The 26,522-nt window shown below is 65.8% G+C and carries 23 protein-coding genes; 12 read left to right on the plus strand and 11 right to left on the minus strand.

Features of this window, described 5'->3' with window-relative positions:
• Positions 1 to 93: 93 nt before the first annotated feature.
• The 6 genes from ACSFBM_RS22265 to ACSFBM_RS22290 all read left to right on the plus strand — a co-directional run bounded on the left by ACSFBM_RS22265 (position 94) and on the right by ACSFBM_RS22290 (position 7,894).
• Entirely contained in the window at positions 94 to 1,980 is a 1,887-nt protein-coding gene (locus ACSFBM_RS22265) for an acyl-CoA synthetase (protein WP_435486309.1), read from the plus strand.
• 31 nt (positions 1,981 to 2,011) lie between these two features.
• The gene (locus ACSFBM_RS22270; protein WP_435486310.1) at positions 2,012 to 3,010 is read left to right on the plus strand and encodes a Bug family tripartite tricarboxylate transporter substrate binding protein; all 999 of its coding nucleotides are present in this window, start codon (positions 2,012 to 2,014) and stop codon (positions 3,008 to 3,010) included.
• A gap of 28 nt (positions 3,011 to 3,038) precedes the next feature.
• Positions 3,039 to 3,788 carry an electron transfer flavoprotein subunit beta/FixA family protein gene (locus tag ACSFBM_RS22275; protein WP_435437975.1) on the plus strand — a complete coding sequence of 250 codons (750 nt, stop codon included), beginning with the start codon at positions 3,039 to 3,041 and terminating at the stop codon, positions 3,786 to 3,788.
• A gap of 2 nt (positions 3,789 to 3,790) precedes the next feature.
• Positions 3,791 to 4,723 (plus strand): electron transfer flavoprotein subunit alpha/FixB family protein, encoded by a 933-nt coding sequence (locus ACSFBM_RS22280; RefSeq protein WP_435486311.1) that lies wholly within the window; start codon positions 3,791 to 3,793, stop codon positions 4,721 to 4,723.
• 12 nt (positions 4,724 to 4,735) lie between these two features.
• Positions 4,736 to 5,707: an NAD(P)H-dependent flavin oxidoreductase gene (locus ACSFBM_RS22285; RefSeq protein WP_435486312.1), complete on the plus strand. Its 972-nt coding sequence runs from the start codon at positions 4,736 to 4,738 to the stop codon at positions 5,705 to 5,707.
• 942 nt (positions 5,708 to 6,649) lie between these two features.
• A complete protein-coding gene (locus ACSFBM_RS22290; RefSeq protein ID WP_435486313.1) occupies positions 6,650 to 7,894 on the plus strand; it encodes a hypothetical protein in 1,245 nt (414 codons plus the stop codon).
• A gap of 258 nt (positions 7,895 to 8,152) precedes the next feature.
• Here ACSFBM_RS22290 and ACSFBM_RS22295 read toward each other — a convergent pair whose 3' ends face one another.
• Positions 8,153 to 8,926, minus strand: a complete 774-nt coding sequence (locus ACSFBM_RS22295; protein ID WP_435486314.1) for a hypothetical protein — start codon at positions 8,924 to 8,926, stop codon at positions 8,153 to 8,155.
• 864 nt (positions 8,927 to 9,790) lie between these two features.
• Here ACSFBM_RS22295 and ACSFBM_RS22300 point away from each other — a divergent pair.
• The 4 genes from ACSFBM_RS22300 to ACSFBM_RS22315 all read left to right on the plus strand — a co-directional run bounded on the left by ACSFBM_RS22300 (position 9,791) and on the right by ACSFBM_RS22315 (position 13,753).
• Positions 9,791 to 10,363, plus strand: coding sequence for a TRAP transporter small permease (locus ACSFBM_RS22300; RefSeq protein ID WP_435437966.1), 573 nt, complete (start codon positions 9,791 to 9,793; stop codon positions 10,361 to 10,363).
• Positions 10,360 to 11,658, plus strand: a complete 1,299-nt coding sequence (locus ACSFBM_RS22305; protein WP_435486315.1) for a TRAP transporter large permease — start codon at positions 10,360 to 10,362, stop codon at positions 11,656 to 11,658. Before ACSFBM_RS22300 ends, ACSFBM_RS22305 begins: the two co-directional genes overlap by 4 nt.
• Positions 11,659 to 11,727: 69 nt before the next feature.
• Entirely contained in the window at positions 11,728 to 12,765 is a 1,038-nt protein-coding gene (locus ACSFBM_RS22310) for a DctP family TRAP transporter solute-binding subunit (protein ID WP_435486316.1), read from the plus strand.
• Between the two features lie 49 nt (positions 12,766 to 12,814).
• A complete protein-coding gene (locus ACSFBM_RS22315; RefSeq protein WP_435486317.1) occupies positions 12,815 to 13,753 on the plus strand; it encodes a nucleoside hydrolase in 939 nt (312 codons plus the stop codon).
• Between the two features lie 71 nt (positions 13,754 to 13,824).
• On the opposite strand, the gene ACSFBM_RS22320 is transcribed toward ACSFBM_RS22315, so the two are convergent.
• From ACSFBM_RS22320 to ACSFBM_RS22345, 6 genes are all read right to left on the minus strand, one after another.
• Entirely contained in the window at positions 13,825 to 14,562 is a 738-nt protein-coding gene (locus ACSFBM_RS22320; RefSeq protein WP_435486461.1) for an amino acid ABC transporter ATP-binding protein, read from the minus strand.
• A 39-nt stretch (positions 14,563 to 14,601) separates the two neighbouring features.
• Entirely contained in the window at positions 14,602 to 15,291 is a 690-nt protein-coding gene (locus ACSFBM_RS22325) for an amino acid ABC transporter permease (RefSeq protein WP_435486318.1), read from the minus strand.
• A gap of 1 nt (position 15,292) precedes the next feature.
• Complete coding sequence (locus tag ACSFBM_RS22330; RefSeq protein ID WP_435486319.1) at positions 15,293 to 16,024, minus strand: amino acid ABC transporter permease; 732 nt, start codon at positions 16,022 to 16,024, stop codon at positions 15,293 to 15,295.
• Positions 16,025 to 16,117: 93 nt separating this feature from the next.
• Complete coding sequence (locus ACSFBM_RS22335) at positions 16,118 to 17,017, minus strand: amino acid ABC transporter substrate-binding protein (protein ID WP_435486320.1); 900 nt, start codon at positions 17,015 to 17,017, stop codon at positions 16,118 to 16,120.
• A 169-nt stretch (positions 17,018 to 17,186) separates the two neighbouring features.
• The gene (locus ACSFBM_RS22340) at positions 17,187 to 18,677 is read right to left on the minus strand and encodes an aspartate ammonia-lyase (protein WP_435486321.1); all 1,491 of its coding nucleotides are present in this window, start codon (positions 18,675 to 18,677) and stop codon (positions 17,187 to 17,189) included.
• Positions 18,678 to 18,854: 177 nt separating this feature from the next.
• Positions 18,855 to 19,862, minus strand: coding sequence for a LysR substrate-binding domain-containing protein (locus ACSFBM_RS22345; RefSeq protein WP_435486322.1), 1,008 nt, complete (start codon positions 19,860 to 19,862; stop codon positions 18,855 to 18,857).
• A gap of 60 nt (positions 19,863 to 19,922) precedes the next feature.
• Here ACSFBM_RS22345 and ACSFBM_RS22350 point away from each other — a divergent pair, with 60 nt between their 5' ends.
• A complete protein-coding gene (locus ACSFBM_RS22350) occupies positions 19,923 to 21,368 on the plus strand; it encodes an amidase (protein WP_435486323.1) in 1,446 nt (481 codons plus the stop codon).
• 169 nt (positions 21,369 to 21,537) lie between these two features.
• Here ACSFBM_RS22350 and ACSFBM_RS22355 read toward each other — a convergent pair whose 3' ends face one another.
• A complete protein-coding gene (locus ACSFBM_RS22355; protein WP_435486324.1) occupies positions 21,538 to 22,476 on the minus strand; it encodes a 2-hydroxyacid dehydrogenase in 939 nt (312 codons plus the stop codon).
• A gap of 151 nt (positions 22,477 to 22,627) precedes the next feature.
• Positions 22,628 to 24,469 (minus strand): ABCB family ABC transporter ATP-binding protein/permease, encoded by a 1,842-nt coding sequence (locus tag ACSFBM_RS22360; RefSeq protein WP_435486325.1) that lies wholly within the window; start codon positions 24,467 to 24,469, stop codon positions 22,628 to 22,630.
• Between the two features lie 41 nt (positions 24,470 to 24,510).
• Between ACSFBM_RS22360 and ACSFBM_RS22365 the strand changes: the two genes are divergently transcribed.
• A complete protein-coding gene (locus tag ACSFBM_RS22365) occupies positions 24,511 to 24,939 on the plus strand; it encodes an acyl-CoA thioesterase (protein ID WP_435486326.1) in 429 nt (142 codons plus the stop codon).
• A 176-nt stretch (positions 24,940 to 25,115) separates the two neighbouring features.
• Here ACSFBM_RS22365 and ACSFBM_RS22370 read toward each other — a convergent pair whose 3' ends face one another.
• Together ACSFBM_RS22370 and ACSFBM_RS22375 are read right to left on the minus strand one after the other, a co-directional pair.
• A complete protein-coding gene (locus ACSFBM_RS22370; protein WP_435486327.1) occupies positions 25,116 to 25,880 on the minus strand; it encodes an enoyl-CoA hydratase in 765 nt (254 codons plus the stop codon).
• A gap of 37 nt (positions 25,881 to 25,917) precedes the next feature.
• A complete protein-coding gene (locus ACSFBM_RS22375) occupies positions 25,918 to 26,514 on the minus strand; it encodes a 2-hydroxychromene-2-carboxylate isomerase (RefSeq protein ID WP_435486328.1) in 597 nt (198 codons plus the stop codon).
• Positions 26,515 to 26,522: the final 8 nt, after the last annotated feature.

The raw sequence follows: 26,522 nt of genomic DNA on the forward strand, positions 1-26,522 counted from the left end.
CAGGGCGACAACACCAAGGAGACAGACATGACAGACAAGCACGCCAACAACTACAAGACCCCGGTCGGCACGCCGTTTCGCCCCGCGTTCCCGGTGCGCAGCCTCGCGGACATCCACCGGCTCGAAGCCACGCCGCTGGACCAGGCGGTCACGGTGCGCAGCACCTACGAGATCTTTCGCAACGCGGGCCATGCCTTCGGCGACAAGACCGCGCTGACCTTCCTGCGCACGGGCAACCCGGCCGACGAGCCGATCCGCTGGTCGTACGCCGAGCTGCTCGCGCGCCTGCACCAGACCGCCAACCTGCTGCACACGCTGGGCGTGGGGCCTGGCGACGCGGTCGCGGTGCTGCTGCCCGGTTGCCTGGAGTACCACCTGGCGCTGTGGGGCGGCGAGGCGGCCGGCATCGTGCAGCCGCTGAACCCGCTGCTGACGGACGAGAAGCTGGTCGCGCTGATGACCGCCGCGCGCGCCAAGGTGCTGATCGCCTACGGCTCGGACAGCGAGTCGGGCATGTGGTCGAAGGCGATGCGTCTGCGCGGCCAGGTGCCCACGCTGACCACCGTGCTGCGCGTGGCGCCCCACGACGAGGCACCCGGCGCGGCGGGCGAACTCCCCGAGGGCGTGGCCGAGTTCGACGTGCTGCGCGCCGCGCAGCCGACCGACCGCCTCGTGAGCGGGCGCGACATCGCCCCCACCGACATCGCGGCCTACTTCCACACCGGCGGCACCACCGGTGCGCCCAAGCTCGCGCGCCACAGCCACGGCGCGCAGGTGTTCACCGCCTGGGCCAGCGTGCAGGTCGCGGGCATGAACGAGAACGGCATCTCCATCAACGGCTATCCGCTGTTCCATGTGGCGGGCGTGTTGCCGGCGTCGCTGTCAGCGCTGTCGGCGGGCGTGGAGGTGATCATTCCCACGCCCTCGCTGCTGCGCAACAAGGAGGTGCTGGCCAACTACTGGAAGCTGGTGGCGAAGTACCGGCCGACCTCGCTGTCGGCCGTGCCCACCGTGCTCGCGGCGCTGGCCAACGTGCCGCTGGACGGCGCCGATATTTCGTCGATCACCTACTGCCGCACCGGCGCCGCGGTGCTCTCACCCGAACTGGCCGCGCGCTTCGAGCGCCTGTTCGGCCTGCATGTGCACGAGAGCCTGGGCATGACGGAGATGGCCGGCATCTCGACCATCACGCCGCCGGGCGTGAGCGGGCCCGCGGGCTGCGTGGGCTTTCGGCTGCCGTACATGCAGATGCGCGTGGTGGCACTCGACGAGAACGGCAACGCCAGCGACCGCGAGATGCCGCAAGGCGAACAGGGCATGGTGCTGTTCAAGTCGCCCAACCTGTTCTCGGGCTTCGTGGACCCGGCCGACAACGCCAAGGCCTTCACGGCCGACGGCTGGCTCGCCACCGGCGACCTGGGCTGGATCGACAGCGAGGAGCGCCTTAACCTCACGGGCCGCTCGAAGGACCTGATCATTCGCAGCGGCCACAACATCGACCCCAAGACCATCGAGGACGCGCTGGGCGCGCACCCCGCCGTGCAGCTGTGCGCCGCCGTGGGCGCGCCCGACGCCTATGCGGGCGAGCTGCCGGTGATCTTCGCGACGCTGGTGCCCGGCGCCTCGGCGACCGAAGAAGAGCTGCTGGCCTTCACCGCCGGCCGCGTGGACGAGGCGCCCGCCCGGCCCAAGTGGGTGTCGGTGATCGAGGCCATGCCGATGACCAACGTCGGAAAGATCTACAAGCCCGAGCTGCGCGCCATGGCCGCGCGGCAGGTGGTGGCCGCGACGGTGGCCGAGGTGTGCGCCGCGCTCGGCGTGGGCGAGGCCGCGCGGCCCGTGGTGAAGACCGAAGGCGAAAGCCTGGTGCATGTGCAGATCGACGCCGCGGCGGCGGGTGCGCTGGCCGCGCCGCTGCACGAACAGCTGCTCAAGGCGCTGGCGCCGTTGCCCTTCAAGACGCGCATCGCGCTGAAGTGACTTTTTTATAACCAGAGACTGGAGACAAGCCATGACTGCACAACGCCCCAACCGCAGGGCCCTGCTTTGCGCCGCCTCGTCGGCCGCCGCGCTCTTCGCGTGGGCGCCCGCCCACGCGCAGGCGCCCTATCCGAACAAGCCGATCCGCCTGGTGGTTCCCTACCAGGCAGGCGGCGCAACCGACGTGCTGGCGCGCGTGCTGGGCCAGAAGATGTCGGCCGGCCTGGGCCAGCCCGTGCTCATCGACAACAAGCCCGGGGCGGCCGGCATCATCGGCACCGACGCGGTCGCCAAGTCGGCACCCGACGGCTACACCGTCGTCTTCTCGCTGAGCAACTCGCTGCTGACCAACGAGTTCCTCTACGACAAGCTGCCCTACGACACGCAGCGCGACCTCACGCTGGTCTACCAGGTCGCCATGGGGCCGCTGGTGCTGGTGATGCATCCGAGCGTGCCGGTGAAGACCGCGCCCGAACTCCTGAAGTACGTGGCCGCGAACAAGGGCAAGGTCGCCTACGGCTCGTACGGCGTGGGCGCCTACCCGCACCTGGCCGGCGCGCACATGAGCCTCACGCAGCAGGCCGACATGAACCACGTCGCCTACAAGGGCGAGGCGCCGATGATGCAGGACCTGATCGGCGGCCAGATCCAGATGGCCTATGCCAGCGCGCTGGTGGCCAAGCCGCACATCGAAGCGGGCAAGGTCCGGGCCATCGGCGTGAGCGGCGAGCGCCGCATGGCCGCGCTGCCCAACATACCCACCCTGGCCGAGCAAGGCCTGAAGGACGAGGCGTACAGCGTGACCGGCTGGCTCGCCTTCGCGGTGCCCGCCAAGACGCCCAAGGCCATCGTGGACCGCATTGCCGACGAGGTGCGCAAGGCCTCGCAACAGCCCGAAGTGCGCGAGCGCATCGCGGCCATGGGTTTCGAAATCAAGGACAGCTCACCCGAACTCTTTGCCGCCGCCTGGAAGCAAGAGCGCCCGGTGTGGGAGCGCCTGATCAAGCAATCGGGCGCAAAGCTCGAGTGAACCTCATCCGATATCCGAAGGAGCAACCATGAAGATTCTTGTGCCCGTGAAGCGGGTCGTCGACTACAACGTCAAAGTGCGCGTGAAGAGCGACGGCACCGGGGTGGACATTGCCAACGTGAAGATGAGCATGAACCCGTTCGACGAGATCGCTGTCGAAGAGGCGGTTCGCCTGAAGGAAAAGGGCATCGTGACCGAAGTCATCGCTGTTTCTTGCGGCGATGCCAAGTGCCAGGAAACCCTGCGCACCGCGATGGCCATCGGTGCCGATCGCGGCATCCTGGTCGAAACGACCGAAGAGCTGCAGCCCCTGGCGGTTGCCAAGCTGCTCAAGGCGCTGGTCGACAAGGAACAGCCCCAACTCATCATCCTGGGCAAGCAGGCCATCGACGACGACGCCAACCAGACCGGCCAGATGCTGGCTGCGCTGGCCGACCTGCCGCAGGCCACCTTCGCCTCGAAGGTCGACCTGGCCGCCGACAAGGTCACCGTGTCGCGCGAAGTCGACGGCGGCATGGAAACGCTGACCCTCACGCTGCCGGCCGTCATCACGACCGACCTGCGCCTGAACGAGCCGCGCTACGTGACGCTGCCGAACATCATGAAGGCCAAGAAGAAGCAGCTGGACACCTTCAAGCCCGAAGACCTGGGCGTCGATGTGAAGCCCCGCCTGAAGACCCTGAAGGTCAGCGAGCCGCCCAAGCGCGGTGCCGGCATCAAGGTGCCCGACGTTGCAGCGCTGGTGGACAAACTGAAGAACGAAGCGAAGGTGATCTGAACATGACCGCACTTGTTATTGCCGAACACGACCACGCCAGCATCAAGCCGGCCACCCTCAACACCGTGACTGCGGCCCTAGCTTGCGGTGGCGAAGTGCACGTTCTGGTTGCTGGCGCGAACGCTGCCGAAGCCGCCAAGGCCGCAGCCCAGATCGCAGGCGTGACCAAGGTCATCGCTGCGGACAGCCCGAGCCTGGCCGAGAACCTCGCTGAAAACGTCGCCGCTCAGGTGCTCGCCATCGCGGCGAACTACAGCCACATCCTGTTCCCCTCGACCGCCAACGGCAAGAACGTGGCGCCTCGCGTCGCTGCCAAGCTGGACGTGGCCCAGATCAGCGACATCACCAAGGTGGACAGCCCGGACACCTTCGAGCGCCCGATCTACGCAGGCAACGCCATCGCCACCGTGCAGAGCAGCGACGCCACCAAGGTGATCACGGTTCGCACGACCGGCTTCGATGCTGCAGCGGCCACCGGTGGCACTGCAACCGTCGAAACCGCTGAAGGCGTCGCCGACAGCGGCAAGAGCAGCTTCGTCGGCCGTGAGGTCACCAAGAGCGAACGCCCCGAACTGACGGCCGCCAAGATCATCGTCTCGGGCGGTCGTGCCCTGGGCAGCGCCGAGAAGTTCACCGAAGTGATGGCGCCCCTGGCCGACAAGCTCAACGCAGGCCTGGGCGCCAGCCGCGCTGCAGTGGATGCAGGCTACGCGCCCAACGACTGGCAAGTGGGCCAGACCGGCAAGATCGTCGCGCCGCAGCTGTACATCGCAGCGGGCATTTCGGGCGCCATCCAGCACTTGGCCGGCATGAAGGACTCGAAGGTCATCGTCGCGATCAACAAGGACGAAGAAGCGCCGATCTTCAGCGTGGCCGACTACGGCCTCGTCGCCGACCTGTTCGTGGCCGTGCCCGAGCTGGTGAAGGCGCTGTAAGAGGCTGCGCCGATGAAGACCCGCATCACCGAGCTGCTCGGCATTCGCTACCCGATCATTCAGGGCGGCATGCAATGGGTGGGCCACGCCGAGCTGGCCTCGGCCGTGTCGAACGCCGGGGGCCTTGGCGTGCTCACGGCGCTGACGCAGCCCACGCCCGACGACCTGCGCCACGAGATCGCGCGCATGCGCACGATGACCGACAAGCCCTTCGGCGTGAACCTCACCATTCTTCCGTCGGTGAAGCCGCCGCCATATGCCGAGTACGTGCAGGCCATCATCGACAGCGGCGTGAAGATCGTGGAGACCGCGGGCAACAGCCCGAAGGACTTCATCGAGGCGCTGAAACGCCATGACGTGAAGATCGTGCACAAGTGCACCTCGGTGCGCCATGCGCTGTCGGCCGAACGCAATGGCGTAGACGCGGTGTCGGTCGACGGCTTCGAGTGCGCGGGCCATCCGGGCGAGGACGACGTGCCCGGCCTGGTGCTGCTGCCGATTGCGGCGCGCAAGCTGCGCATTCCGATCATCGCGTCGGGCGGCATCGCCGACGGGCGCGGCATGGCCGCCGCGCTGGCGCTGGGCGCCGAGGGCATCAACATGGGCACGCGCTTCTGCGTGACCCAGGAAGCGCCCATCCACGACAACATCAAGCAGGCGCTGGTCGATGCGACCGAGCGCGACACCAAGCTGATGTTTCGCACCATGCGCAACACCGCGCGCGTGTTCCGCAACGCAATCTCCGAAGAGGTGGTGGCGATGGAGAACCGCGCGGGCGGCTGCGAGTTCGAAGAGGTGCGCCCGCTGGTCGCCGGCGCGCGCGGCAAGGCGGCGCTGGCATCCGGCGAGGTGCAGAACGGCGTGGTGTCGGCGGGCCAGTGCATCGGCCTGATCGACGACATTCCGACCTGCGCGGAGCTGCTCGAACGCATGGTGCGCGAATGCCGCGAGCATCTGGACCGGGCGCGGTCCTGGATGGACTGACTCTTTCTGCTCGCGTTCGGGGGGCGCTCAGGCCGACGGGGTACCTTGCTCCGCGAATGTCCCCCGGCCTTCGGCCTCCTCCTTTATTTCGCTGCGCAAGGCACCCCATCGGCCTGCGCGTTCAGCGCGGTTGCGCACTGAGACCGCGTGGCCCCTGAGGCACGCGCGCGGCGCATTGCGGAAGCTGCATTTGTTGGCGATTGCCGAGACTTCGTGCGGCAAGAAACGGCCACTGCGCCAGCGCTCTTCTCTAAAGTGGATGCCCCTGTCACTCGATATCCCACCTAGGGAAGAAGAAAGGCGCCACACACCCACACACCGAGATGTATGAAGGCTGCTTGCCTCGCGGCAGGTTGTCGGTGCGAAAGCAGCGATGCAAATGCGAGGTATCAAAAGGCGACGGCCAGGGTGTTACGAGCACCCCGACCGTCTAACCAAATCCGTGCAATCACCTTGGAAAGGAACGCACAAAAATGGCTACCAAGACTATAGCCCGGCCTCGTACGCCCGGAGCTTCCGAAGACAACGCCCAAGACCCGGCGGATCGTCTCGAAAACACCCTCTCCCAACTCGAAGCACTCCTGTGGGTCTGCCACGGGGAAGACATCGACTGGTGCAGCGGGAGCGGGCCTCGACAACTGGACAACCTGCTTTGGCTTGCGGCTGAACTGGCTCGCAAGGCTGGGGAGCTGTTTCAGTTGAACGAGAAGGCGCGACACAGGGCGCCTGAGACCGGCGGGTAGCGGCTGGTCTGCGGGCTGCGGGCTGCGGATTCGCGGCCCGCCTGGGGAACAAGGGTTTTGGGGTAAGGCGGCTGAGGCCTTCGTGATGAGGGAAAGTTGGTCCGGTTGAATCCTCCATCGGCTTCTGCCATTGACCGCCGGGTTGACCAGAACTACGCTGGATGAAATACAAAAAGTACCCTCGGGAATAGGAGCACACATGTTTGGAAGCATCGATAAGAGCAAAGGCCTGCTCTTTTGTACCTACGATCTGTCAGGGACGATCAGGAACACGCAGGACGCCTTGCGGCTGGAGATCGAGAAGCTCGACGGCAATCGGCTTCTCAATACAGCTCCCAGTGATCTGGCCGAGCATTTTGTAGAGAAGTTCAGGATTGAGCCTATCAAGTTACTCCGTGACGACTGGTATGCCGACACGACCGAAATTCAGATCGACGTGCGCCACGATCGGATGCGCTACATCAGTGACACGAGCAGGCCAGTGCTTATTCCGGGAGAGCGGACGGAGGTTCGCATCCCGTTCGAGGGAGAGGCAGAACTCTTCTACTCACAGTCGAACATGATGAGCTCGAATCCGCCACGAGCAGTTGTTATCGGCAATGAGCTGATCCTCCGCTATGAAAGTCCGGCCGACTCGCCCAGAGACGTACGCCCGCTGATTGATAGTGCTTTGCAGGACATCGAACGGCACATCAGCTGGCAGAAGCCGATGATCGAGGCGCACAACGCGGCATTGTCTGGCCTTGCAATGCAGACGATCGAACAACGTCGGGCCAGACTGCTTGCGCAGTCGCAGCGTGCTTCTGCTCTCGGCATTCCAGTCAGACGACGTGACGATGCGCCAAGGACCTATGCCATCCCGACGACACGCCGCAACGCCGCGCCATCTTTGCCCCCGGCATCTTCCGCGCCGTTCACACCGGAGCCGGCCTGGGCGATGGAGCAGTACGAACAGGCCCTGAAAATCATGCAGGACATGGCGATCGTCATGGAGCGCAGCCCTGGGGCCTTCAAGTCGATGAACGAAGAGGCGCTGCGACAGCACTTCCTCGTGCAGCTGAACGGCCAGTTTGAAGGCAAGGCCACCGGCGAGACCTTCAACATGGGGGGCAAGACCGACATCCTTCTACGCGAAGGTGATCGCAACGTCTTCATCGCCGAGTGCAAGATCTGGAAAGGGCCAAAGGCATTCGGCGAAGCGATCGACCAGCTGCTTGGCTATGCCACTTGGCGCGATGGCAAGACGGCGATCCTGGTATTCAATCGCGGAGTAGATACCAGCACGGTCCTTACCGGCGTCGACGCGACGATGAAGCAACATCCGAACTTCAAGCGGCCTGTGAACTGGCCGCATGAGAGTGGTTTTCGCTATGTTTTGAGTAGCAAGGGCGATGCGAACCGCGAACTCATCCTGACAGTACTAGTCTTTCACGTACCGACCTAGGCGAGCTTGGCTCTCAACATCGTCGAATTCAGTTCGTACGGAAGCGCCCGCCTGTCTATTGGTCCTGGACGTTCATCACGATCACAGATGCGACCCGTCATGAACGGCTGCAATGCAGCGGTTGCGGTCCGTTACCGCACAAGCTGGGAAAGCGCGACGTAGGCTGCTTGCGGTCATTTGGCAAGGCTACGGGTTGTTAGTCCAATGTGACCGAAGTCGTGCTGCCGTGAACACCAGCGACGGCTGCGCGCCCCTCGATCAAGCCCCGGTCCAGCCACCAACGGCGTGTCCTTCAGCTGATTGGACCGCGAAGACAACCGCGTCCAACACAGCGAGATTTGGGATGTCGTTTCGGCGCTCCTGGGCAAGCATCAACGCCTTGCGAATCACGTCCTCGATTTCAAGATAGCGGGGGCGCTGCGCAAGATCAGCCGCATCGAAGTGCATCCGATGACCAACGTACTCTTTCCATCGAGAGTCAATCGGAATGACGTTGTGTGCAAGGCCGGTATTCACGAGGATGTTTCGGATCTGCTTGTGGCCGATGCCATACAGCTGTCCCGCATTAATGCGCTGACTGAACTTTGCCGAGGTGGCGATGTCGCGGTCATTGGCACGGCCACTCGCTAGATCGAGAAAGACGTCTAGTCCGGAGCCAGCGCGCCCATTGACCAGCAGATCGTCGTGCCCCTTCGCCGCCGCAAACGCCTCCCTCGCTGAGAGGACCAGCTTCGTCTTCCTCTGGGTCATCCGATTGAGGCCGGCAGCCGCGAGTTCGGCTGCGATCCACTCAGAATCCTCGCCACGGTCGAGAATCGACTGCAGGTCCATGAGCGGCGAGTCACCTTTGGCGAACCGGCCCAGAGGCGTATCAGGATCGCTCTTTTCCTGACTGGAGAACCCGCAATTGATGTACTGGCGCCATAGCACTGAAAAGGTCGCGGCTGGGTCGGAGAGTCGCCGTAGCCGAGCCTGTGCGTTCCGGACATTGGTGACGCTCGGCAGGTTTGTAAAGAGTTCTGCAATCTCCATTGCGGCGGTCTCTGGGCTGCCCATCCCAGCGCACTCTGCCCGCCTAGTGCGACCAGATCGGCCTGTCACCCCGGTATTCAGGACCTGATCGCACCGTTCCACAACAACTTGGTTTCCTCGCGCAAAGGCATTGCTGCGAAGGTTACGCACCTCAGGCTTCGTCAAGCTACGAATGCGTTCAGTGGTCCAAATGTCGACTTGAGTAGACAAGGTGTCTCCTGTTGGTAGGTTACGAGCGATGGAACCGTTAGTTCTCCGCTCGCGTAGCGGCTACTCTGCCGCCAGAGCAAAACTCGCGATGGGCCCTGTGGCGTATCTTGTCAGAAGCGTCCTGAACATGAGTCATAAATTGACCGATCTAGGGGCCGCGTCTTCTCGGCCCCAGAACAACCTAGTGGCCGAAGCTGAGAGCAACAGTCGTTGGACCGCAAGGCCGGAACGACAGCACTCAGCCTGAAGGGAACATTGAACGCAGTCATTCCGAAGTCGACCGCGGCCTATCCACCGCCCGTCTCCAACAAAAGCTCAGTGGTCCGCCCCCGCACGTCCATCTGCAATCCACCGCAGCGCTCGACCCACCAACCCCACAGCCGCACTCATCGTGCGCAGGGCGTCGGGTGCTCCCCGCAGCGAAATAAAGGAGGAGGCCGCAGGCCGGGGGACATTCGCGGAGGGGAGTACCCGGCGGCCTGCGCACACGCCCCGAAAGCCGCCCTGAAAAGAGCCACCCAGCTAAGGAAACCCCCGATGCATGAGTGGTCATCGACCCCCTAGCATCGATGGCTGTTTCCCTGTCGAGGTGTACGGAACGCGTCCCGGCGTCCGCCCGGTGACATGGCGTTCTTGCCTCACTGACCTTCTGCGATGACAACACCACCCGAGTCCGGCCCCACGCTGGACGCCGCCAGCCCCCTCCCCCCCGACATCGAAGCCGCCGACGAACCGACCAAGGTTCCCCTTGCCATCGAAGACTGGCTCACCGTCCTCATCATGGGCGCGCTGGCGCTCATCACCTTCGCCAACGTGCTGGTGCGCTACTTCACTGATTCGTCGTTCGCGTGGACCGAAGAGTTCTCGGTGTTCCTCATGATCATGCTGGCGCTGGTGGCCGGCTCGGCGGCGGTGGCGCGCGACCGGCACATTCGCATCGAGTACTTCTCGGAGAGCGGCTCCATGGCGCGGCGCAAGCGGCTGGCGCAGTTCGGCGCGCTGATGATCGCCATTCTGTTCACGCTCATCGGCACGCTCAGCATCCGCATGGTGTGGGACGACTACCGCTTTGAGGAGACCACGCCGGGCATCGGGCTGCCGGCCTGGTGGTACTCCATGTGGCTGCCGATCGTGTCGTATGCGATCGCGCTGCGCGCGGTGGGCCTCATGGTGCGCCGCGGCCGCAAGACCAACTACGCCTCCGACAGCAAGGGCGACGCCAAGTGATCGCCACGCTGCTCTTTGTCGCCTTCGTCGCGATGATGCTGGTGGGTGTGCCCATCGGCGCCGCGCTGGGCCTGGCAGGCGCCGCCTGCATCGCGCTGGCCAACGGCGACGCCCAGTGGTTCGGCCTGCTGGCCGTGCCGCAGAACTTCTACGCGGGCCTGGGCAAATACCCGCTGCTGGCCATTCCGATGTTCGTGCTGGTCGGCTCCATCTTCGACCGATCGGGCGTGGCGCTGCGGCTGGTCAACTTCGCGATTGCCATCGTGGGCCGCGGCCCCGGCATGCTGCCGCTGGTGGCGATTGCGGTGGCAATGTTCCTGGGCGGCATCTCGGGCTCGGGGCCGGCCAATGCCGCGGCCGTGGGCGCGGTGATGATCGCGGCCATGTCGCGCGCGGGCTACCCGGCCGCCTTCTCGGCCAGCGTGGTGGGCGCCGCGGCGGCCACGGACATCCTGATTCCGCCGTCGGTCGCGTTCATCGTGTACTCGGTGCTGGTGCCGGGCGCCTCGGTGCCGGCGCTGTTCGCGGCCGGCATGATTCCCGGCGTGATGGCCGGCCTGGCGCTGATGATTCCGGCCGTGTGGCTGGCCCGCAAGCACAAGATGGGCGCGCTCGAATCGACGCTGCCGCGCCCGCCGTTCTGGAAGAGCTTTCGCGAAGCGACCTGGGGGCTGGCCGCGCCGGTGCTGATTTTGGGCGGCATGCGCGCGGGCTGGTTCACGCCGACCGAAGCCGCGGTGGTGGCGGTGTTCTACGGCCTGTTCGTGGGCATGTGCATCCACCGCACGATCAAGGTGCGCGACCTGTTCGTCATCTTGCGGGAGTCGGGCGAGCTGTCGGCGGTGATCCTGCTGGTGGTGTCGCTCGCGGGCATCTTCGCGTACTCGCTGTCGACGCTGGGCATCATCGACCCGGTGACGCGCGCCATCGTGAACTCGGGGCTGGGCGAGTACGGCATCCTGTCGCTGCTGATCCTGCTGCTGATCACCGTGGGCATGTTTCTGGACGGCGTGTCGATCTTCCTGATCTTCGTGCCGCTGCTGCTGCCCATCGTGCAGTACTACAAGTGGGACCCGGTGTGGTTCGGCGTGATCCTCACGCTGAAGGTGGCGCTGGGCCAGTTCACGCCGCCGCTCGCGGTGAACCTGATGGTGTCTTGCCGCATCGCCAAGGTGCGCATGGAAGAAACCGTGCGCTGGGTGGGCTGGATGCTGTTCTCGATGTTCGTGGTGATGGTCCTGGTCATCATCTTCCCCGAGCTGGCTTTGTGGCTGCCGAGGAAGCTGGGCTATTGACGCGTGGCCGACAGCCCCGGCCAAAGATTTCAGTACCCGGTTCAGTTCAACACAATAAGGAGACCTTTCATGAAATTCCGCCGCACCCTGCTCGGCCTTGCCGCCGCAGCCACCGCCCTTGGCATGTTCTCGACCGGCGCCATGGCGCAGGCAGCCTACAAGCCCGAATACAAGATGTCGCTGGTGCTCGGCCCGCCCACGCCGTGGGGCCAGGCCGGGAAGATCTGGGCCGACATGGTGAAGGAGCGCACCCAGGGGCGCATCAACATCAAGCTGTACCCCGGCGTTTCGCTGATCCAGGGCGACCAGACGCGCGAGTTCAGCGCGCTGCGCCAGGGCGTGATCGACATGGCGGTGGGCTCGACCATCAACTGGTCGCCGCAGGTCAAGCAGCTCAACCTGTTCTCCATGCCCTTCCTGATGCCCGACTACGCGGCCATCGACGCGCTCACGCAGGGCGAGGTCGGCAAGGACATGTTCAAGACGCTGGAGAAGGCCGGCGTGGTGCCGCTGGCCTGGGGTGAGAACGGCTTTCGCGAAATCACCAACTCGAAGAAGCCCATCAAGTCGCCGGCCGACATCAAGGGCATGAAGATCCGCGTGGTGGGCTCGCCCATCTACTCCGACATGTTCACCGCCCTGGGCGCCAACCCCACGCAGATGAGCTGGGCCGACGCACAGCCCGCGCTCGCCAGCGGCGCGGTCGACGGCCAGGAGAACCCGCTGTTCCTGTTCACGGTGCTGAAGATGCAGACCGTGGGCCAGAAGTTCGTCACCACCTGGGGCTACGTGGCCGACCCGCTGGTGTTCGTGGTCAACAAGGAAATCTGGGCCTCGTGGACGCCGGCCGACCAGGCCATCGTGCGCCAAGCGGCCATCGACGCGGGCAAGGAAGAAATCGTCATCGCGCGCAAGGGCCTGGTGGAAGCCGACAAGCCCGTGCTGAAGGACATCGCCGGCATGGGCGTGACGGTGACCAGCCTCACGCCGGCCGAGCGCGACGCGTTCGTGAAGGCCACGCGGCCGGTGTACGACAAGTGGAAGTCGACCGTGGGCGCCGACCTGGTGGCCAAGGCCGAGCAGGCGATCGCGGCGCGCAAGAAGTAGCAGCCGAAGCGCAAGCCGGGGAACCGGGGTCGGCCGCGACAATGTCGCCATGCACACCCTGATCATCGACACGGACCCCGGCGCGGACGATGTCATCGCGCTGCTGTTCGCCATGGCGGCGCCTGAAGCACTCGGCATTCAGGCGCTGACCACGGTGGCCGGCAACGTTCCACTGGCCAAGACCTCGCGCAATGCGCGCCTGGCCTGCGAGTGGGCCGGACGGCCCGACATTCCGGTCTACGCAGGCGCCGAGCGGCCCCTGCGGCGCACGCCGATCTACGCGGCCAACATCCACGGCAAGGAAGGCCTCACGGGGGTCGACGTGTACGAGCCCGCCGCGCCGCTGGGCGAAGGCCACGCGGTCGACTACCTGGTTCGCATGCTGCGCGCGGCGCCGGAGAACAGCGTGACGCTCGCCATGCTCGGCCCGCAGACCAACCTGGCGCTCGCGCTCGAACAGGCGCCCGACATCGTGCGCGGCCTGCGCGAGCTGGTGCTCATGGCCGGCGCGCACTTCAACGGCGGCAACATCACGCCCACGGCGGAGTTCAACGTGTTCGCCGACCCGCACGCGGCCGAGGCGGTGCTGCAGAGCGGCGTACCCCTCACCATGCTGCCGCTGGACGTGACGCACAAGATCCTCACGAGCGACGAACGCATCGCGCGGCTGCGCGGCCTGGGCAACCGGGCCGGCGCCATCGTCGCGGACATCCTCGACGCCTATGCGCCGCAGGAAATGAAGCACTACGACATGCCCGGCGGGCCGGTGCACGACGCCACCGTCACCGCCTATCTGCTGCAGCCCTCGCTGTTCCGCGGCAAGCGCATCCACGTGGAAATCGACAGCCGCGAGGGCATGGGCTTCGGCCAGACGGTGGCCGACTGGTACGGCAGCCTGCGCCGCACACCCAACGTGAACTGGATCGTCGACGGCGACGCGCAGGGCTTCTTCGACCTGCTGACGGAACACATCGCGCGGCTTCCCTGAACACCGGCGAGCGCCCATGAAAAAAGCCACGCTGCGAACAGCGTGGCTTTGTTTTGTGTGCCGCAGCGAAATCAGTGCTGCAGGATCTTGTTGAGGAAATCCTTGGTGCGCGGCTGGCGGTTCTCCGGGTGGCTGAAGAACTCGTCCTTCGGGCAGTCTTCCAGGATCTTGCCGCCCACGTCGATGAAGATCACGCGGCTGGCCACCTTGCGGGCGAAGGCCATTTCGTGCGTGACCACCATCATGGTCATGCCTTCCTTGGCCAGGGCCACCATCACGTCGAGCACTTCGCCGACCATTTCGGGGTCGAGCGCCGAAGTGGGTTCGTCGAACAGCATCACGATCGGGTCCATCGACAGCGCACGCGCAATGGCCACGCGCTGCTGCTGGCCGCCCGACAGCTGGCCCGGGAACTTGTCCTTGTGCGCCATCAGGCCCACGCGGTCGAGCATCTTCAGGCCGCGGGTCTTGGCTTCGTCGGGCGTGCGGCCCAGCACCTTGATCTGCGCGATCGTGAGGTTCTCGGTCACCGACAGGTGCGGGAACAGCTCGAAGTGCTGGAACACCATGCCGACCTTGGAGCGCAGCTTGGGCAGGTTGGTCTTGGGGTCGTGCAGCGGAATGCCGTTGACGGTGATCTCGCCCTTCTGGAAGGGCTCGAGCGCGTTCACGGTCTTGATGAGGGTGGACTTGCCCGAGCCCGAAGGCCCGCACACCACCACCACGTCGCCCTTGGAGATGCTCACCGAACAATCGTTGAGCACCTGCACCGGGCCGTACCACTTCGATACGTTCTTGATTTCAATCATTTTTTCGGACATTTGTTTCTCTCCGGTTCAGCACTCAGGTCAGCGAATGATGGCGATTTTCTTGTGCAGGCGCTTCACCAGCCAGGAAAGGGCGTAGCACATGACAAAGTAAACGACAGCGGCCAGCAGGTAGGCCTCGATCGGACGGCCGAAGTTCTTGCCGGCGGTTTCGAAGCCCTTGAGCATGTCGTAGGCACCGATGGCGTAGACCAGCGACGTATCCTGGAACAGGATGATGGTCTGCGTGAGCAGCACCGGCAGCATGTTGCGGAAGGCCTGCGGCAGCACCACCAGGCGCATGTTCTGCCCGTAGGTCATGCCGACCGCCTGGCCGGCGTTCACCTGGCCGCGCGGGATCGACTGGATGCCCGCGCGCATGATCTCGCTGAAGTAAGCGGCCTCGAACGCGACGAAGGTGATCACGGCCGAGATCTCGGAGCGGTAGTTGGAGCCCACCGAGCCGAACAGCGAGTAGAACGACGCCGGCACCAGCAGGAAGAACCACAGGATCACCATCACCAGCGGAATGCTGCGCATCCCGTTGACGTAAATGGCGGCCGGGGTGTCGAGCCACTTCTTGCCCGACAGGCGCATGAGCGCCAGCAGGGTGCCGAAGATCACGCCGCCGATCGTGGCCACCACCGTCAGCATGATGCTGAAGTAGAAGCCCTTCACGACGAAGTTGCTGATGACGTCCCAGTTGTAGAAGGACAGGTCGAGATTCATCATGTCAGTGTCCTCCGCCGCCGGCGCTGGCCGAGACGATGAAGCCCGGCACGCGGGTCTTCTTCTCGATGAAGGCCATCAAGCGGTTGATGATCAGGGCCGACACCACGTAGCACGCCGTCACCGCAAGGTAGACCTCGATGCCGCGCGAGGTTTCTTCCTGCGCCTGCATGGCGAACATGGTGAGTTCGGTGACCGACACGGCGAACGCGACGGAAGAATTCTTGAAGATGTTCATCGTCTCGCTCGTGAGCGGCGGGATGATGATGCGGTAGGCCATCGGCAGGATCACGTAGCGGTAGTACTGCACCGTGGTGAAGCCCACCGCCATGCCCGCGTAGCGTTGCCCCTTGGGCAGCGCCTGGATGCCCGAGCGCACCTGCTCCGCGATACGCGCCGAGGTGAAGAAGCCCAGCGCCAGCACCACCAGGATGAAACTGGGCACGCCCTTCATCACCGGGACCATCGCCGGAATCACGTGGTACCAGAGGAAGATCTGCACCAGCAACGGGATGTTGCGGAACAGCTCCACCCACGCATTGCCCAGGCGCACGAGCCATGGGTTGTCAGGCAGCGTGCGGATGATGCCGACGAGGGAGCCCAGCACGAGCGCCACGATCAGCGCCAGCAGCGCAACCGACACCGTCCAGCCCCAGGCCGACAGCATCCATTGCAGGTAAGTCGGGTAGTCCCCCCCGGGGTCTTGCAGGAAGACCTGCCAATCCCAGTTGCCCATGTTCATTCACTCCTTCAGCTCTTGGAAAACCTGTCCCTTGAAAAGAAACGCCCACCGCGAAAGGTGGGCGTCATTCATGCAGCGACGCGCCGCTTATTCCTTGGTGACGTACTCTTCAGCCGGCTTGTCGTTCGGGTTGGCCCAAGCGTTCTTGGTGGCTTCGCCCAGCGGCAGGTTGATGGTCACGTTGGCCGGGGGAATCGGCTTCAGGAACCACTTGTCGTACAGCTTGGTCAGCTCGCCCGACTTGGCCTGCGCCTTGATGCTGTCGTCCACGGCCTTCTTGAAGGCGGGGTCGTCCTTGCGGATCATGATGGCGATGGGTTCCACGGCCAGCACGTCGTTCAGGATCTTGTAGTCCTTGGGGGCCTTCGACTTGGCGGCCAGGGAAGCCAGGATCGAGCCGTCCATCACGAAGGCGTCGGCACGGCCGGTTTCCAGCAGCAGGAAGCTGTCGGAGTGGTCCTTGCCGTAGACCTCCTTGAAGGTCAGGTTCTCGGCGCGCTTTTGCTTGCGCACGGTCTGCAGCGGCGTGGTGCCGGTGGTGGTGGCAACCGTCTTGTCCTTCAGGTCGGCCAGCGAGTTGATGCCCGAGTTGGCCTTGACGATGATCTTGGTTTCTTCGACGTAGGTGGTCACGCCGAAAGCCACGTCCTTCTGGCGGGTGGCGTTGTTGGTGGTCGAGCCGCACTCGATGTCCACGGTGCCGTTCTGAACCAGCGGAATGCGGTTCTGCGAGGTCACGGGCTGGTACTTGACTTCGAGCTTCTTGCCGGCGGCCTTCTCGAGGTCCTTGATGATGTTGGCGCAGACGTCGTAGTGGAAGCCGGTGTACTGGCCGTTGCCCAACGTGTACGACAGGCCGGAGGATTCACGCACACCTTCGGTGATGACGCCCGATGCCTTGATCTTGGCGAGGGTGTCATTGGCTTGTGCCAGAGCGCCGCCGGCGGCCAGCGCCGCGATTGCCAATGCCAATACTTGTTTTTTCATACGGTAAAACTCCTGAGGGTGACGTAAACAGATACAACGAAATTCTAGACACTCACATTTTGCGTGATACCCGGACCAACCCGGTGCATCGACGCCTACCCTGCACCATGCAAGCGCATGCGCGTGTCGGCATGGTGCGATCCTGCCTCCTGGCATTGTCTGACTTTCACTAAGCAGCCTTTGTGCCCGACGCCGTTCCGGGCGCTTCCCCGGGCGCGGTACCCGAGGGTTCGGCCGCCGGCGGAACCGGGGCCGCCGACAGGCGCACGGGCTGCGTGAGGTTCTCGGGCACGAGCAGTGCCTCCATCTCGGCGCGCGTCATGATGCCCAGCGACTCGGCGACCAGGTCGATCGGCCCGCCGGTGGCCAGCGCGGTCTTGGCGATGAGGGCAGCTTTCTCGTAGCCGATGAGCGGGTTGAGCGCGGTGACCAGCGTGACCGACTCGCGCACCCTCTTGGCCAGGAACTCGCGGTTGGCCTCGATGCCCTCGACGCAGTTGGTCTGCAGCGTGGCGCAGGCATTGGCCAGGTGCTTGATGCTCTTGAACAGGCTCCAGCCCATGATCGGCTCGAAGGCGTTGAGCTGCAGCTGGCCGGCCTCCGACGCCATGGTCACGGTGATGTCGTTGCCGATGACCTCGAAGGCCACCTGGTTCATGACTTCCGGAATCACGGGGTTGACCTTGCCCGGCATGATCGACGAGCCCGCCTGGCGCGCCGGCAGGCGGATCTCGCCGAAGCCGGCCTGCGGGCCGCTGGACAGCAGGCGCAGGTCGTTGCAGGTCTTGCTGAGCTTGGTGGCCACGCGTTTCAGCACGCCCGACAGCTGCACGAAGGCGCCCGTGTCCTGCGTGGCCTCGATGAGGTTGGCCGCCTGCTTGAGCGGCACGCCGGTCTGTTCGGCGAGGTACTGGCAGGCCAGGTTGGCGTAGCCGTGCGGCGCGTTGATGCCGGTGCCGATGGCGGTGGCGCCGAGGTTGATTTCCTCGATGAGCGCACGTGCCTCGCCCAGGCGGGCCTCGTCCTCGCCGATCATGATCGCGTAGGTCAGGAACTCCTGGCCCAGCGTCATGGGCACGGCGTCCTGCAGCTGGGTGCGGCCGATCTTCAGGACGTCCTTGAATTCGAGCGCCTTGGCCTCGAAGCTGCGCCGCAGCGACGCCATGGCCTCCAGCAGCCGCCCGATGGCGAACCACAGCGCCAGGCGCACGGCCGTGGGGTACACGTCGTTGGTGCTCTGCGAGGCGTTCACGTGGTCGTTGGGGTGGAGCACGTCGTAGCGCCCCTTCTCGTGGCCCAGCTTTTCCAGCGCGAGGTTGCAGATGACCTCGTTGGCGTTCATGTTGGTCGAGGTGCCGGCCCCGCCCTGGATGACGTCGACCACGAACTCGTTGAGCAGCTTGCCTTCGATGAGGTCCTCGCAAGCCAGGATGATGGCCGCGGCGCGGTCGCGGTCGATGGCGCCCAGGTCGGCATTGGCGCGGGTGGCGGCCTTCTTCACGAAGGCCAGCGCCCGCACCAGGTCGGGCATGGCCGAGATGCGGGTGCCGGAGATGGCGAAGTTCTCGACCGCCCGCGCCGTGTGCACGCCCCAGTAGGCGACCGCAGGAATCTGCTTCTCGCCGAGGAAGTCGCGTTCGGTCCTGAAATTTGTGTTCATACAGGTTCCCCGGCTAAAAAAAAGCACGCGTGGAACGCGTGCCGAAGATGTGCTTGTGACAGCGGCGAAAAAGCTGCCGCGACTGTAGTGGTGCCCGGCCCGAGGCGCCAATGCCGTATGCGGGGTGCTTCATGCATGGCATTCATAGATTGTGCAGTGCACCAATGCCGTGGGTCGTCAGACCGGTGGCTGCGTGCCGACCAGGTACGACCACAGCGCGTCGGCTGTGCGCTTGGGCTGCAGGCCGGTGGCGGCCGTGGTGGCCGTGGTGCCTGCGGCCGTCTTGGCGGCGCGGCCGGTGCCGGTCTTCACCGGCGCCGGGGCGCCGGGACGCTCCCGGTAGGCGCGGATTTCCATCGTCGCCTCGAGGCTGTCGATCTCCGGGGGCAGCGCGCTCACCAGCTTGCGTGCCTTGATTTCCTTGCGCACCGCGCTCTGCGGCAGGAAGGCGATGCCGTGGCCTTCGAGGGCCATCACCTTCAGGCCCTCGGCCATGTCGGTCTCGTAGACCCGGTCGAGGTGGATGGCGGTGCCCGACTCCTTCAGCAGCTGGTCGACCACGCGGCCCAGGTAGGCGCCCGGCGCATAGCCCAGGTACGGCAGCGGCTGGCCGGGACGGCCCGGCAACCGGTAGCGCGGCGCGCCGTCGGCATCGGCCTTGACCCAGGGGGCCACGGTTTCCTCGCCCAGGCTGACCATCTCGTACTTGTTGGCGTCCAGCTGCAGCGGCTGCGAGGGGTGGTGATAGGCGATCAGCAGGTCGCAGCTGCCTTCCACCAGCCGCAGCACCGCGTCGTGCACGTTGAGCGCGATGAGCCGGCTCTTGATCGGCCCGAAGTGCTCGCGCAGGCTGGTCACCCAGGAGGGAAAGAAGGTGAAGGCCAGCGTGTGCGGCACGGCGATCTCGATCACGTCCTGCCCTGCCGCCGAGTGGCCGCGCAGCATGGCGCGGGTGCTCTGCAGCGACTGCAGCATCTCGATGGCCTGGCTGTAGAGCGTCTGGCCCGCCGGCGTGAGGCGCGTGGGGTAGGAGCTGCGGTCGACCAAGTCAGTGCCGGCCCAGCCCTCCAGCGCCTGGATACGGCGCGAGAACGCCGGCTGGGTCACGTGCCGGAGCTGGGCCGAGCGGCTGAAGCTGCGGGTTTCAGCCAGGCTGATGAAGTCTTCTAGCCACTTTGTTTCCATGAGTGACGATTATGCGAGCGCCGCGCCATACTGAACGCCCCTCCTTTTTCCGCATTCGCCATGCCTTCTGCCGACGACCTGCTCGCCCTCACGGCGACCGAACTTTCCCGCCGCATCGCATCGCGCGACGTGTCCTGCCGCGAAGTGATGCAGGCCTCGCTGGCCCGCATTGAGGCGCTGAACCCGCGCTTCAACGCCATCGTGTCGCTGCGCGATCCGGCGCTGCTGCTGGCCGAAGCCGACGCGCGCGACGCCGAGCTGGCGCGCGGCGAGCGCCGCGGCTGGATGCACGGTTTTCCGCTGGCCGTGAAAGACCTGAGCCACGCCGCCGGCCTGCCGACCTCGATGGGCTCGCCGCTGTCGCCGCGTTCGCCGTCGCGCACCGACAGCCTGCACGTGGCGCGCGCCCGCGCGGCCGGTGCGGTGGTCATCGGCAAGACCAACACGCCCGAATTCGGGCTCGGCTCGCACACCTACAACCCGGTGTTCGGCATCACGCGCAACGCCTGGGCGCCGGACCGCAGCGCGGGCGGCAGCAGCGGCGGCGCCGCGGTGGCGCTGGCCCTGGGCATGCTGCCCGTGGCGGACGGCAGCGACATGATGGGCTCGCTGCGCAACCCGGCCGCCTTCAACAACGTGATCGGCATGCGGCCCTCGCGCGGGCGCGTGCCCGGCAACCCCGACGACGAGCTGTTCTTCCAGCAACTGGCCACCGACGGCCCGATGGCGCGCACGGTGGAAGACGCGGCGCGGTTGCTGGCGGTGCAGGCGGGCTTCGACGCGCGCGTGCCGCTGTCGTCGCCCCAGGCCCTGCCCTCGCCCGACGCGCTGCGGCTGGAGGGCGACGGCAAGGGCCTGCGCATCGGCTGGCTCGGCAGCATCTGGCCCGACCTGCCGCTGGCGCCCGGCATCCGCGAACTCGGCGAGAAGGCGCTCGACACCTTCCGCACCATCGGCTGCGAGGTCGAGCCCTGCACGCTCGACGTGCCGCGTGCGCACAACTGGAGCGCGTGGCTGCGGCTGCGGCAGTTGCTGGTGGGCGGCAAGCTGGGCGCCTACCTGAGCGACCCCGCACTGTTCGCGCAGCTCAAGCCCGAGGCGCAATGGGAAATCGAACAGAGCCGCCACCTGGATGCGGCGTCGCTCTACCAGGCCTCGCTGTACCGCTCGAACGTGTACCGCGCGTTCGTCAAGCTGTTCGAGCGCTTCGACTTCGTGGTGGCGCCGACCGCGCAGGTGTTTCCGTTCGATGCCGAGCTGCACTGGCCGGCCGAGGTGGACGGCGTGAAGAGCGACACCTACCACCGCTGGATGGAGATCGTGACGCCGTTCACGCTGGCGGGCTTGCCGACGCTGAACGTGCGCGCCGGGTTCGGCGAGGGCGGGCTGCCGATGGGGCTGCAGCTCGCGGGGCCGATTCATGCGGACCTGGACGTGCTGCGGCTGGGGCATGCGTATGACCAGGCGTGCGGATGGGCGTCGCACCGCCCGCCTGCATTGGCTTGACCCCCTCCCCCGCTGGGGGAGGGCCGGGGTGGGGGCACGCGGCGCATCCACCGGGCGCCCTGCCCGCCCCCATCCCAGCCTTCCCCCAGAGGGGGAAGGAGCAAGACCGGCCTTGCAATGTCCCGATGTCCTGACTTGCTCCCTCCCTCCCGGGGTAAGACGCAAGACCTCAGACGGGCGTGACGACGCCGCGCCCTGCGAAGTGCCCTTCGGCGTTCGCAAGGAAATGGTCGACCGACTTCTGCGTCGCCTCGGGCGACCAGCCGGCCACGTGCGGCGTGAGCAGCACGTTGTCCAGCCCGACCAGCGGCTCGGGCCGCTTCGGTTCGCTCTCGTACACGTCGACGCCCGCGCCCGCGATGCGGTTCTCGCGCAGCGCCGCGGCCAGCGCCTCGGTGTCGACCACGCTGCCGCGCCCGATGCTCACCAGGTAACCCTGCGGCCCCAGCGCGTCGAGCACTTCGGCGTTGACCATGTGCTTCGTCGCCGGTCCGCCCGGCGCCACCAGCACCAGCACGTCGGCCCACGCCGCCAGCGACTTCAGGTCGTCGAAGTAGCGGTGCGTGGCGCCCTCGCGCGGCTTGCGGTTGTGATAGCCGATCTCCATGTCGAACGCCGCCGCCCGCCGGGCGATCTTCTGGCCGATGGTGCCCAGCCCCAGGATGCCCAGCTTCTTGCCCGACACGTTCGCCGGCTGCTCGATGGCCTCGCGCCACACGCCTTCGCGGCACAGCCGGTCGAGCTTGCGGAACCCGCGCACGATGCTGATCAGCATGCCCATGGCGTGGTCGGCCACGCAGTCGTCGTTGGTACCGGCACCGTTGGCCGTCACGATGCCGCGCGCACGCGTGACGTCGAGCGGCACGCCTTCATAGCCGGCGCCCAGGCAGCAGATCAGCTCCACCGCGGGCAGGGCCGCGATTTCCTCGGGCGTGATGCCGATCACGCCGATGGTCAGCACCGCGCGAAACTTCTTGCCGTGATCGGCAATGGCGGCCGCGCGCTCGGCGGCGCCGAAGGCATAGGTCAGGTCGTAGACCTCGGCAATCTGGGCCTGGTGGGCGCTCGACAGGCTGTTGAGCACCAGCAGGGGAATCTTGGTCGGCACGTGGGAACTCCTAATCGATGTCAAAAAAATGGCGTGGATATCTCGCAGTGGAACACCGAGGATGCGGCTTTGCCGGGCCTCGGGTGTTGCCCCCGGCACGGGGTAGGAGAAGCGACACGAAGTGCGAAGTGCGCGGAGCCTGGGGGCGAGCCTAAAGAATCGGAGCCGCTTCGCTCTTCTGCAAAGCCCACATCTGGGCGTAGCGGCCCTGCCTGGCGAGCAGGTCGGCGTGCGTGCCGCGCTCGACGATCACCCCAGCCTCGAGCACCAGGATCTCGTGCGCGTCGACCACCGTCGACAGGCGGTGCGCGATGACCAGCGTGGTCTTGTCCTGCGCGGCGCTCTTGAGCTCCGACTGAATGGCGCGCTCGTTGGCCGAGTCCAGCGCCGAGGTGGCCTCGTCGAAGATCACGATCGGCGGGTCTTTCAGCAGCGTGCGCGCAATGGCCACGCGCTGCTTCTCGCCGCCCGACAGCTTCAGGCCGCGCTCGCCCACGGTGGTGTCGTAGCCCTTGGGCGTGGCCGAGATGAAGTCGTGGATGCGCGCGGCGCGCGCGGCGTTCTCCACCTCTTCGCGCGTGGCCCCCGGGCGGCCGTAGGCGATGTTGTATTCGACCGTGTCGTTGAACAGCACCGTGTCCTGCGGCACGATGCCGATGGCGCGGCGCACGCTGGCCTGCGTGACTTCGCGGATGTCCTCGCCGCCGATGGTGATGCGCCCCTGCTGCACGTCATAGAAGCGATACAGCAGCCGCGCCAGCGTGGACTTGCCCGAGCCCGAGGGGCCCACCACGGCCACCGTCTTGCCGGCCGGGATCTCGAAGCTCAGGTGTTTCAGGATGGGGCGCGCGGGTTCGTAGGCAAAGCTCACGTCCTCGAAGCGGATGGTGGAGTCCGTGCCGGCCAGCGGCTGCGCGCCCGGTGCGTCGCGCACCTCGCGGTCTTTCTCCATCAGCACGAACATCTTGTCCAGGTCGGTCAGGCTCTGCTTGATCTCGCGGTAGATCACGCCCAGGAAGTTCAGCGGTATGTAGAGCTGGATCATGAAGGCGTTGACCATCACCAGGTCGCCCAGCGTCATGCGCCCCTCGACCACGCCCGAGGTGGCGCGCCACAGCATCAGCACCAGGCTCACGGCAATCAGCGCCTGCTGGCCGGTGTTGAGCATGCTCAGCGTGCGCTGGCTCTTGATGGCGGCCTTGCGGTAGCGGTCCAGGCTGGCGTCGTAGCGCTTCGCCTCGAACGCCTCGTTGTTGAAGTACTTGACCGTTTCGTAGTTGATGAGCGAGTCGACCGCGCGGCTCTGCGCCACCGAGTCGAGCTCGTTCATGGTCTTGCGGAACTGCGTGCGCCACTCGGTCACCGTGACGGTGAAGCCGATGTACAGCACCAGCGCCGCCCCGGTGATCCAGACGAACAGCGAGTCGAACTTCACCCCCAATATGGTGAGCACCAGCACCAGCTCGATGATGGTGGGCACGATGCTGTAGAGCGACATCGAGATCAGCGAGTGCACGCCGCGCGTGCCGCGCTCGATGTCGCGCGTCATGCCGCCGGTCTGGCGCTCCAGGTGGAAGCGCAGGCTCAGCGAGTGCAGGTGCTGGAACACCTCCAGCGCAATCTGGCGCGCCGTGCCTTCGGTGGCCTTGGCGAAGATCAGCTCGCGCAGCTCTCCGAACAGCGAGGTCGAGAAGCGCAGCAGGCCGTAGGCCAGCAGCAGGCCGATGGGCACGATGAGCAGGGCCTGCGCCATGTCGGGCGCGCCCGCCTTGGGCGTCATGGTGTCGACCAGGTTCTTCAGCAGCACCGGCACGCCCACGTTGGCCACCTTGGCGCCCACCATGAAGGCCAGCGCGGCGGCCACCCGCCATTTGTACTGCCAGAGGTAGGGAAACAGGCGGCGCAGCGTCGCCCAGTCGGAACGGTCGCTGCGCTCCGGCGGGTGGCCGGAGACGGTGTGTGTGGGGGGGAGGGCTTCGCCGCTTCGGCGCATGGAGGACAATCGTGGTTGCTTGTTTGTTCCAGATTGTGCCCATGTCAGACACTTCCAGCGCCGCCGCTGCCGCCACCCTCAAGAGCCTGCCCACCGACATGGAGCTGGTGCTCAAGGTCATCCCGATGCCGGCCGACTGCAACGCCAACGGCGACATCTTCGGCGGCTGGGTCATGGCGCAGTGCGACCTGGCCGGCTCGGTGATTCCGGCGCGTCACGCCAAGGGCCGCATGGCCACGGTGGCGGTGAACGAGTTCATCTTCAAGCAGCCGGTGCGCCTGGGCGACATCCTGTCGTTCTATTCGAAGCTGGTGCGCATCGGGCGCACGTCGGTCACGGTCACGGTGGAGGTGTTCGCCGAGCGCTTCCGGGCCCAGGGCGAATACATCAAGGTGACGCAGGCCACCTTCACCTACGTGGCCATCGACGACAACGGCCGCCCGCGTCCCATCGAGAAGTCGGCCGGTTAACTGCAGGCGCCCGGAACGCCCGGGGCTCCCGCCGGCAAGCCGGACGTGCACCGCCTTATCGCGTCAGATGCTATTTTTTCAGTAGCATCGTTCGCAGGCTGGACGCGCGTTAGGGGCGTTTTTCCCTTTGAAAACTGAACGTTGGGCAGCGTGCCCGCACCGGCCTGCAGCGCGCGTCAGACCTTCGAGAAATCCGGCTTGCGCTTCTCCATGAACGCACCGAATGCCTCCTTGGCAGCCGGTTCGCGCAGCATGCGCCCGAAGCTCGCGCCCTCCTCGCCCATGCGTTCGAGCACGGCGGGCATCTGCGACTTCTTCAGCAGGCGCTTGGTCTCGATCAGCGCGCTCAGCGGCTTGGCCGCGAGCTTGCGCGCCTGCGTTTGCGCAATGGCGTTCGCCTCGGTCGGCGGCACCACACGGTTGACCAGGCCCACTTCGAGCGCAGCCTCGGCCATGAAGGGTTCGCCCAGCAGCAGCGCCTCGGCCGCGCGGTGGTAGCCCAGCATCTGCGGCACCAGCAGGCTCGATGCGGCCTCGGGGCACAGGCCCAGGTTCACGAAAGGCATCGAGAAGGCTGCGTTGTCGCCCGCATAGACCAGGTCGCAATGAAACAGCATCGTGGTGCCGATGCCCACGGCCGGGCCGCACACGGAGGCGACGATCGGCTTGGGAAAGGTCGCAATGCCGCGCAGGAAGCGGAACACGGGCGACTCCTGCGTCGACGGCGGAGCGTTCAGGAAGTCGCCGATGTCGTTGCCGGCGCTGAAGATCGTCGGGTCGCCCTGGATCAGCACGCAGCGCACGGCCGCGTCGCCCTCGGCCGTGGCCAGCGCGTCGGCCAGTTCGGCGTACATGCTGCTGGTGATCGAGTTCTTCTTGTCGAGGCGGTTGAAGGTGAGGGTCATCACACCGGCTTCGGTGTGGACGAGGATGTCGCTCATGGGATTGGTCCTTGGGTAAAAAGGGGCGTTGCCGCGGTCAGGCGGCTGCCAGTGCTTCGCGCACGAAATCGAGCCGGTCCTGGCCCCAGAACATCTCGGTGCCGACGAACATGGTCGGCGCGCCGAACACGCCGCGGTCCACGGCCTCCTGGGTGACGGCCTTGAGGCGGTCCTTGGTGTCCTGCGCACCGGCCAGCGCAAGCAGGCCGGCGGCGTCGAAGCCTGCATTCTGCAAGACGGCGCCGACGATGGCGGGGTCGTTGAGGTTCTGCGGCTCGACCCACATCGCGTGATAGACGGCATCCACATAGGCGCCGAAGCGCGCGGGCTCGGTCATCTGGATGCCGGTGGCGCCGCGCATCAGCAGCAAGGTGTTGATGGGGAAGAAGGGGTTGTGCACGTAGGGCACGCCGTAGCGCCTGGCAAAGCGCTGCAGGTCGGCGGTCATGTACGGGCCCTTGGGCTTGATCTCGGCGGGCGAATGGTTGCCCGTGGCCTGGAACACGCCGCCCAGCAGCATGGGCTTCCACACCAGTTCGGCACCGGTGTCGGCGCACACATGGGGCAGTTGGGTGGCCGCCAGGTAGGCGGCGGGGCTGCCGAAGTCGAAATAGAAGTCGACGGATCTGGTCATGGGTTGTC

Source organism: Variovorax pasteuri (assembly GCF_051216435.1).
Classification (GTDB): Bacteria; Pseudomonadota; Gammaproteobacteria; order Burkholderiales; family Burkholderiaceae_C; genus Variovorax.

Bases quoted from the DNA above. Each gene is read 5' to 3' on its own strand.
- ACSFBM_RS22270 (WP_435486310.1), top strand. From the start codon at position 2,012: ATGACTGCACAACGCCCCAACCGCAGGGCCCTGCTTTGCGCCGCCTCG.
- ACSFBM_RS22275 (WP_435437975.1), top strand. From the start codon at position 3,039: ATGAAGATTCTTGTGCCCGTGAAGCGGGTCGTCGACTACAACGTCAAA.
- ACSFBM_RS22280 (WP_435486311.1), top strand. From the start codon at position 3,791: ATGACCGCACTTGTTATTGCCGAACACGACCACGCCAGCATCAAGCCG.
- ACSFBM_RS22285 (WP_435486312.1), top strand. From the start codon at position 4,736: ATGAAGACCCGCATCACCGAGCTGCTCGGCATTCGCTACCCGATCATT.
- ACSFBM_RS22290 (WP_435486313.1), top strand. From the start codon at position 6,650: ATGTTTGGAAGCATCGATAAGAGCAAAGGCCTGCTCTTTTGTACCTAC.
- ACSFBM_RS22295 (WP_435486314.1), bottom strand. From the start codon at position 8,926: ATGGAGATTGCAGAACTCTTTACAAACCTGCCGAGCGTCACCAATGTC.
- ACSFBM_RS22300 (WP_435437966.1), top strand. From the start codon at position 9,791: ATGACAACACCACCCGAGTCCGGCCCCACGCTGGACGCCGCCAGCCCC.
- ACSFBM_RS22310 (WP_435486316.1), top strand. From the start codon at position 11,728: ATGAAATTCCGCCGCACCCTGCTCGGCCTTGCCGCCGCAGCCACCGCC.
- ACSFBM_RS22315 (WP_435486317.1), top strand. From the start codon at position 12,815: ATGCACACCCTGATCATCGACACGGACCCCGGCGCGGACGATGTCATC.
- ACSFBM_RS22320 (WP_435486461.1), bottom strand. From the start codon at position 14,562: ATGATTGAAATCAAGAACGTATCGAAGTGGTACGGCCCGGTGCAGGTG.
- ACSFBM_RS22325 (WP_435486318.1), bottom strand. From the start codon at position 15,291: ATGATGAATCTCGACCTGTCCTTCTACAACTGGGACGTCATCAGCAAC.
- ACSFBM_RS22330 (WP_435486319.1), bottom strand. From the start codon at position 16,024: ATGGGCAACTGGGATTGGCAGGTCTTCCTGCAAGACCCCGGGGGGGAC.
- ACSFBM_RS22335 (WP_435486320.1), bottom strand. From the start codon at position 17,017: ATGAAAAAACAAGTATTGGCATTGGCAATCGCGGCGCTGGCCGCCGGC.
- ACSFBM_RS22340 (WP_435486321.1), bottom strand. From the start codon at position 18,677: ATGAACACAAATTTCAGGACCGAACGCGACTTCCTCGGCGAGAAGCAG.
- ACSFBM_RS22345 (WP_435486322.1), bottom strand. From the start codon at position 19,862: ATGGAAACAAAGTGGCTAGAAGACTTCATCAGCCTGGCTGAAACCCGC.
- ACSFBM_RS22350 (WP_435486323.1), top strand. From the start codon at position 19,923: ATGCCTTCTGCCGACGACCTGCTCGCCCTCACGGCGACCGAACTTTCC.
- ACSFBM_RS22360 (WP_435486325.1), bottom strand. From the start codon at position 24,469: ATGCGCCGAAGCGGCGAAGCCCTCCCCCCCACACACACCGTCTCCGGC.
- ACSFBM_RS22365 (WP_435486326.1), top strand. From the start codon at position 24,511: ATGTCAGACACTTCCAGCGCCGCCGCTGCCGCCACCCTCAAGAGCCTG.
- ACSFBM_RS22370 (WP_435486327.1), bottom strand. From the start codon at position 25,880: ATGAGCGACATCCTCGTCCACACCGAAGCCGGTGTGATGACCCTCACC.
- ACSFBM_RS22375 (WP_435486328.1), bottom strand. From the start codon at position 26,514: ATGACCAGATCCGTCGACTTCTATTTCGACTTCGGCAGCCCCGCCGCC.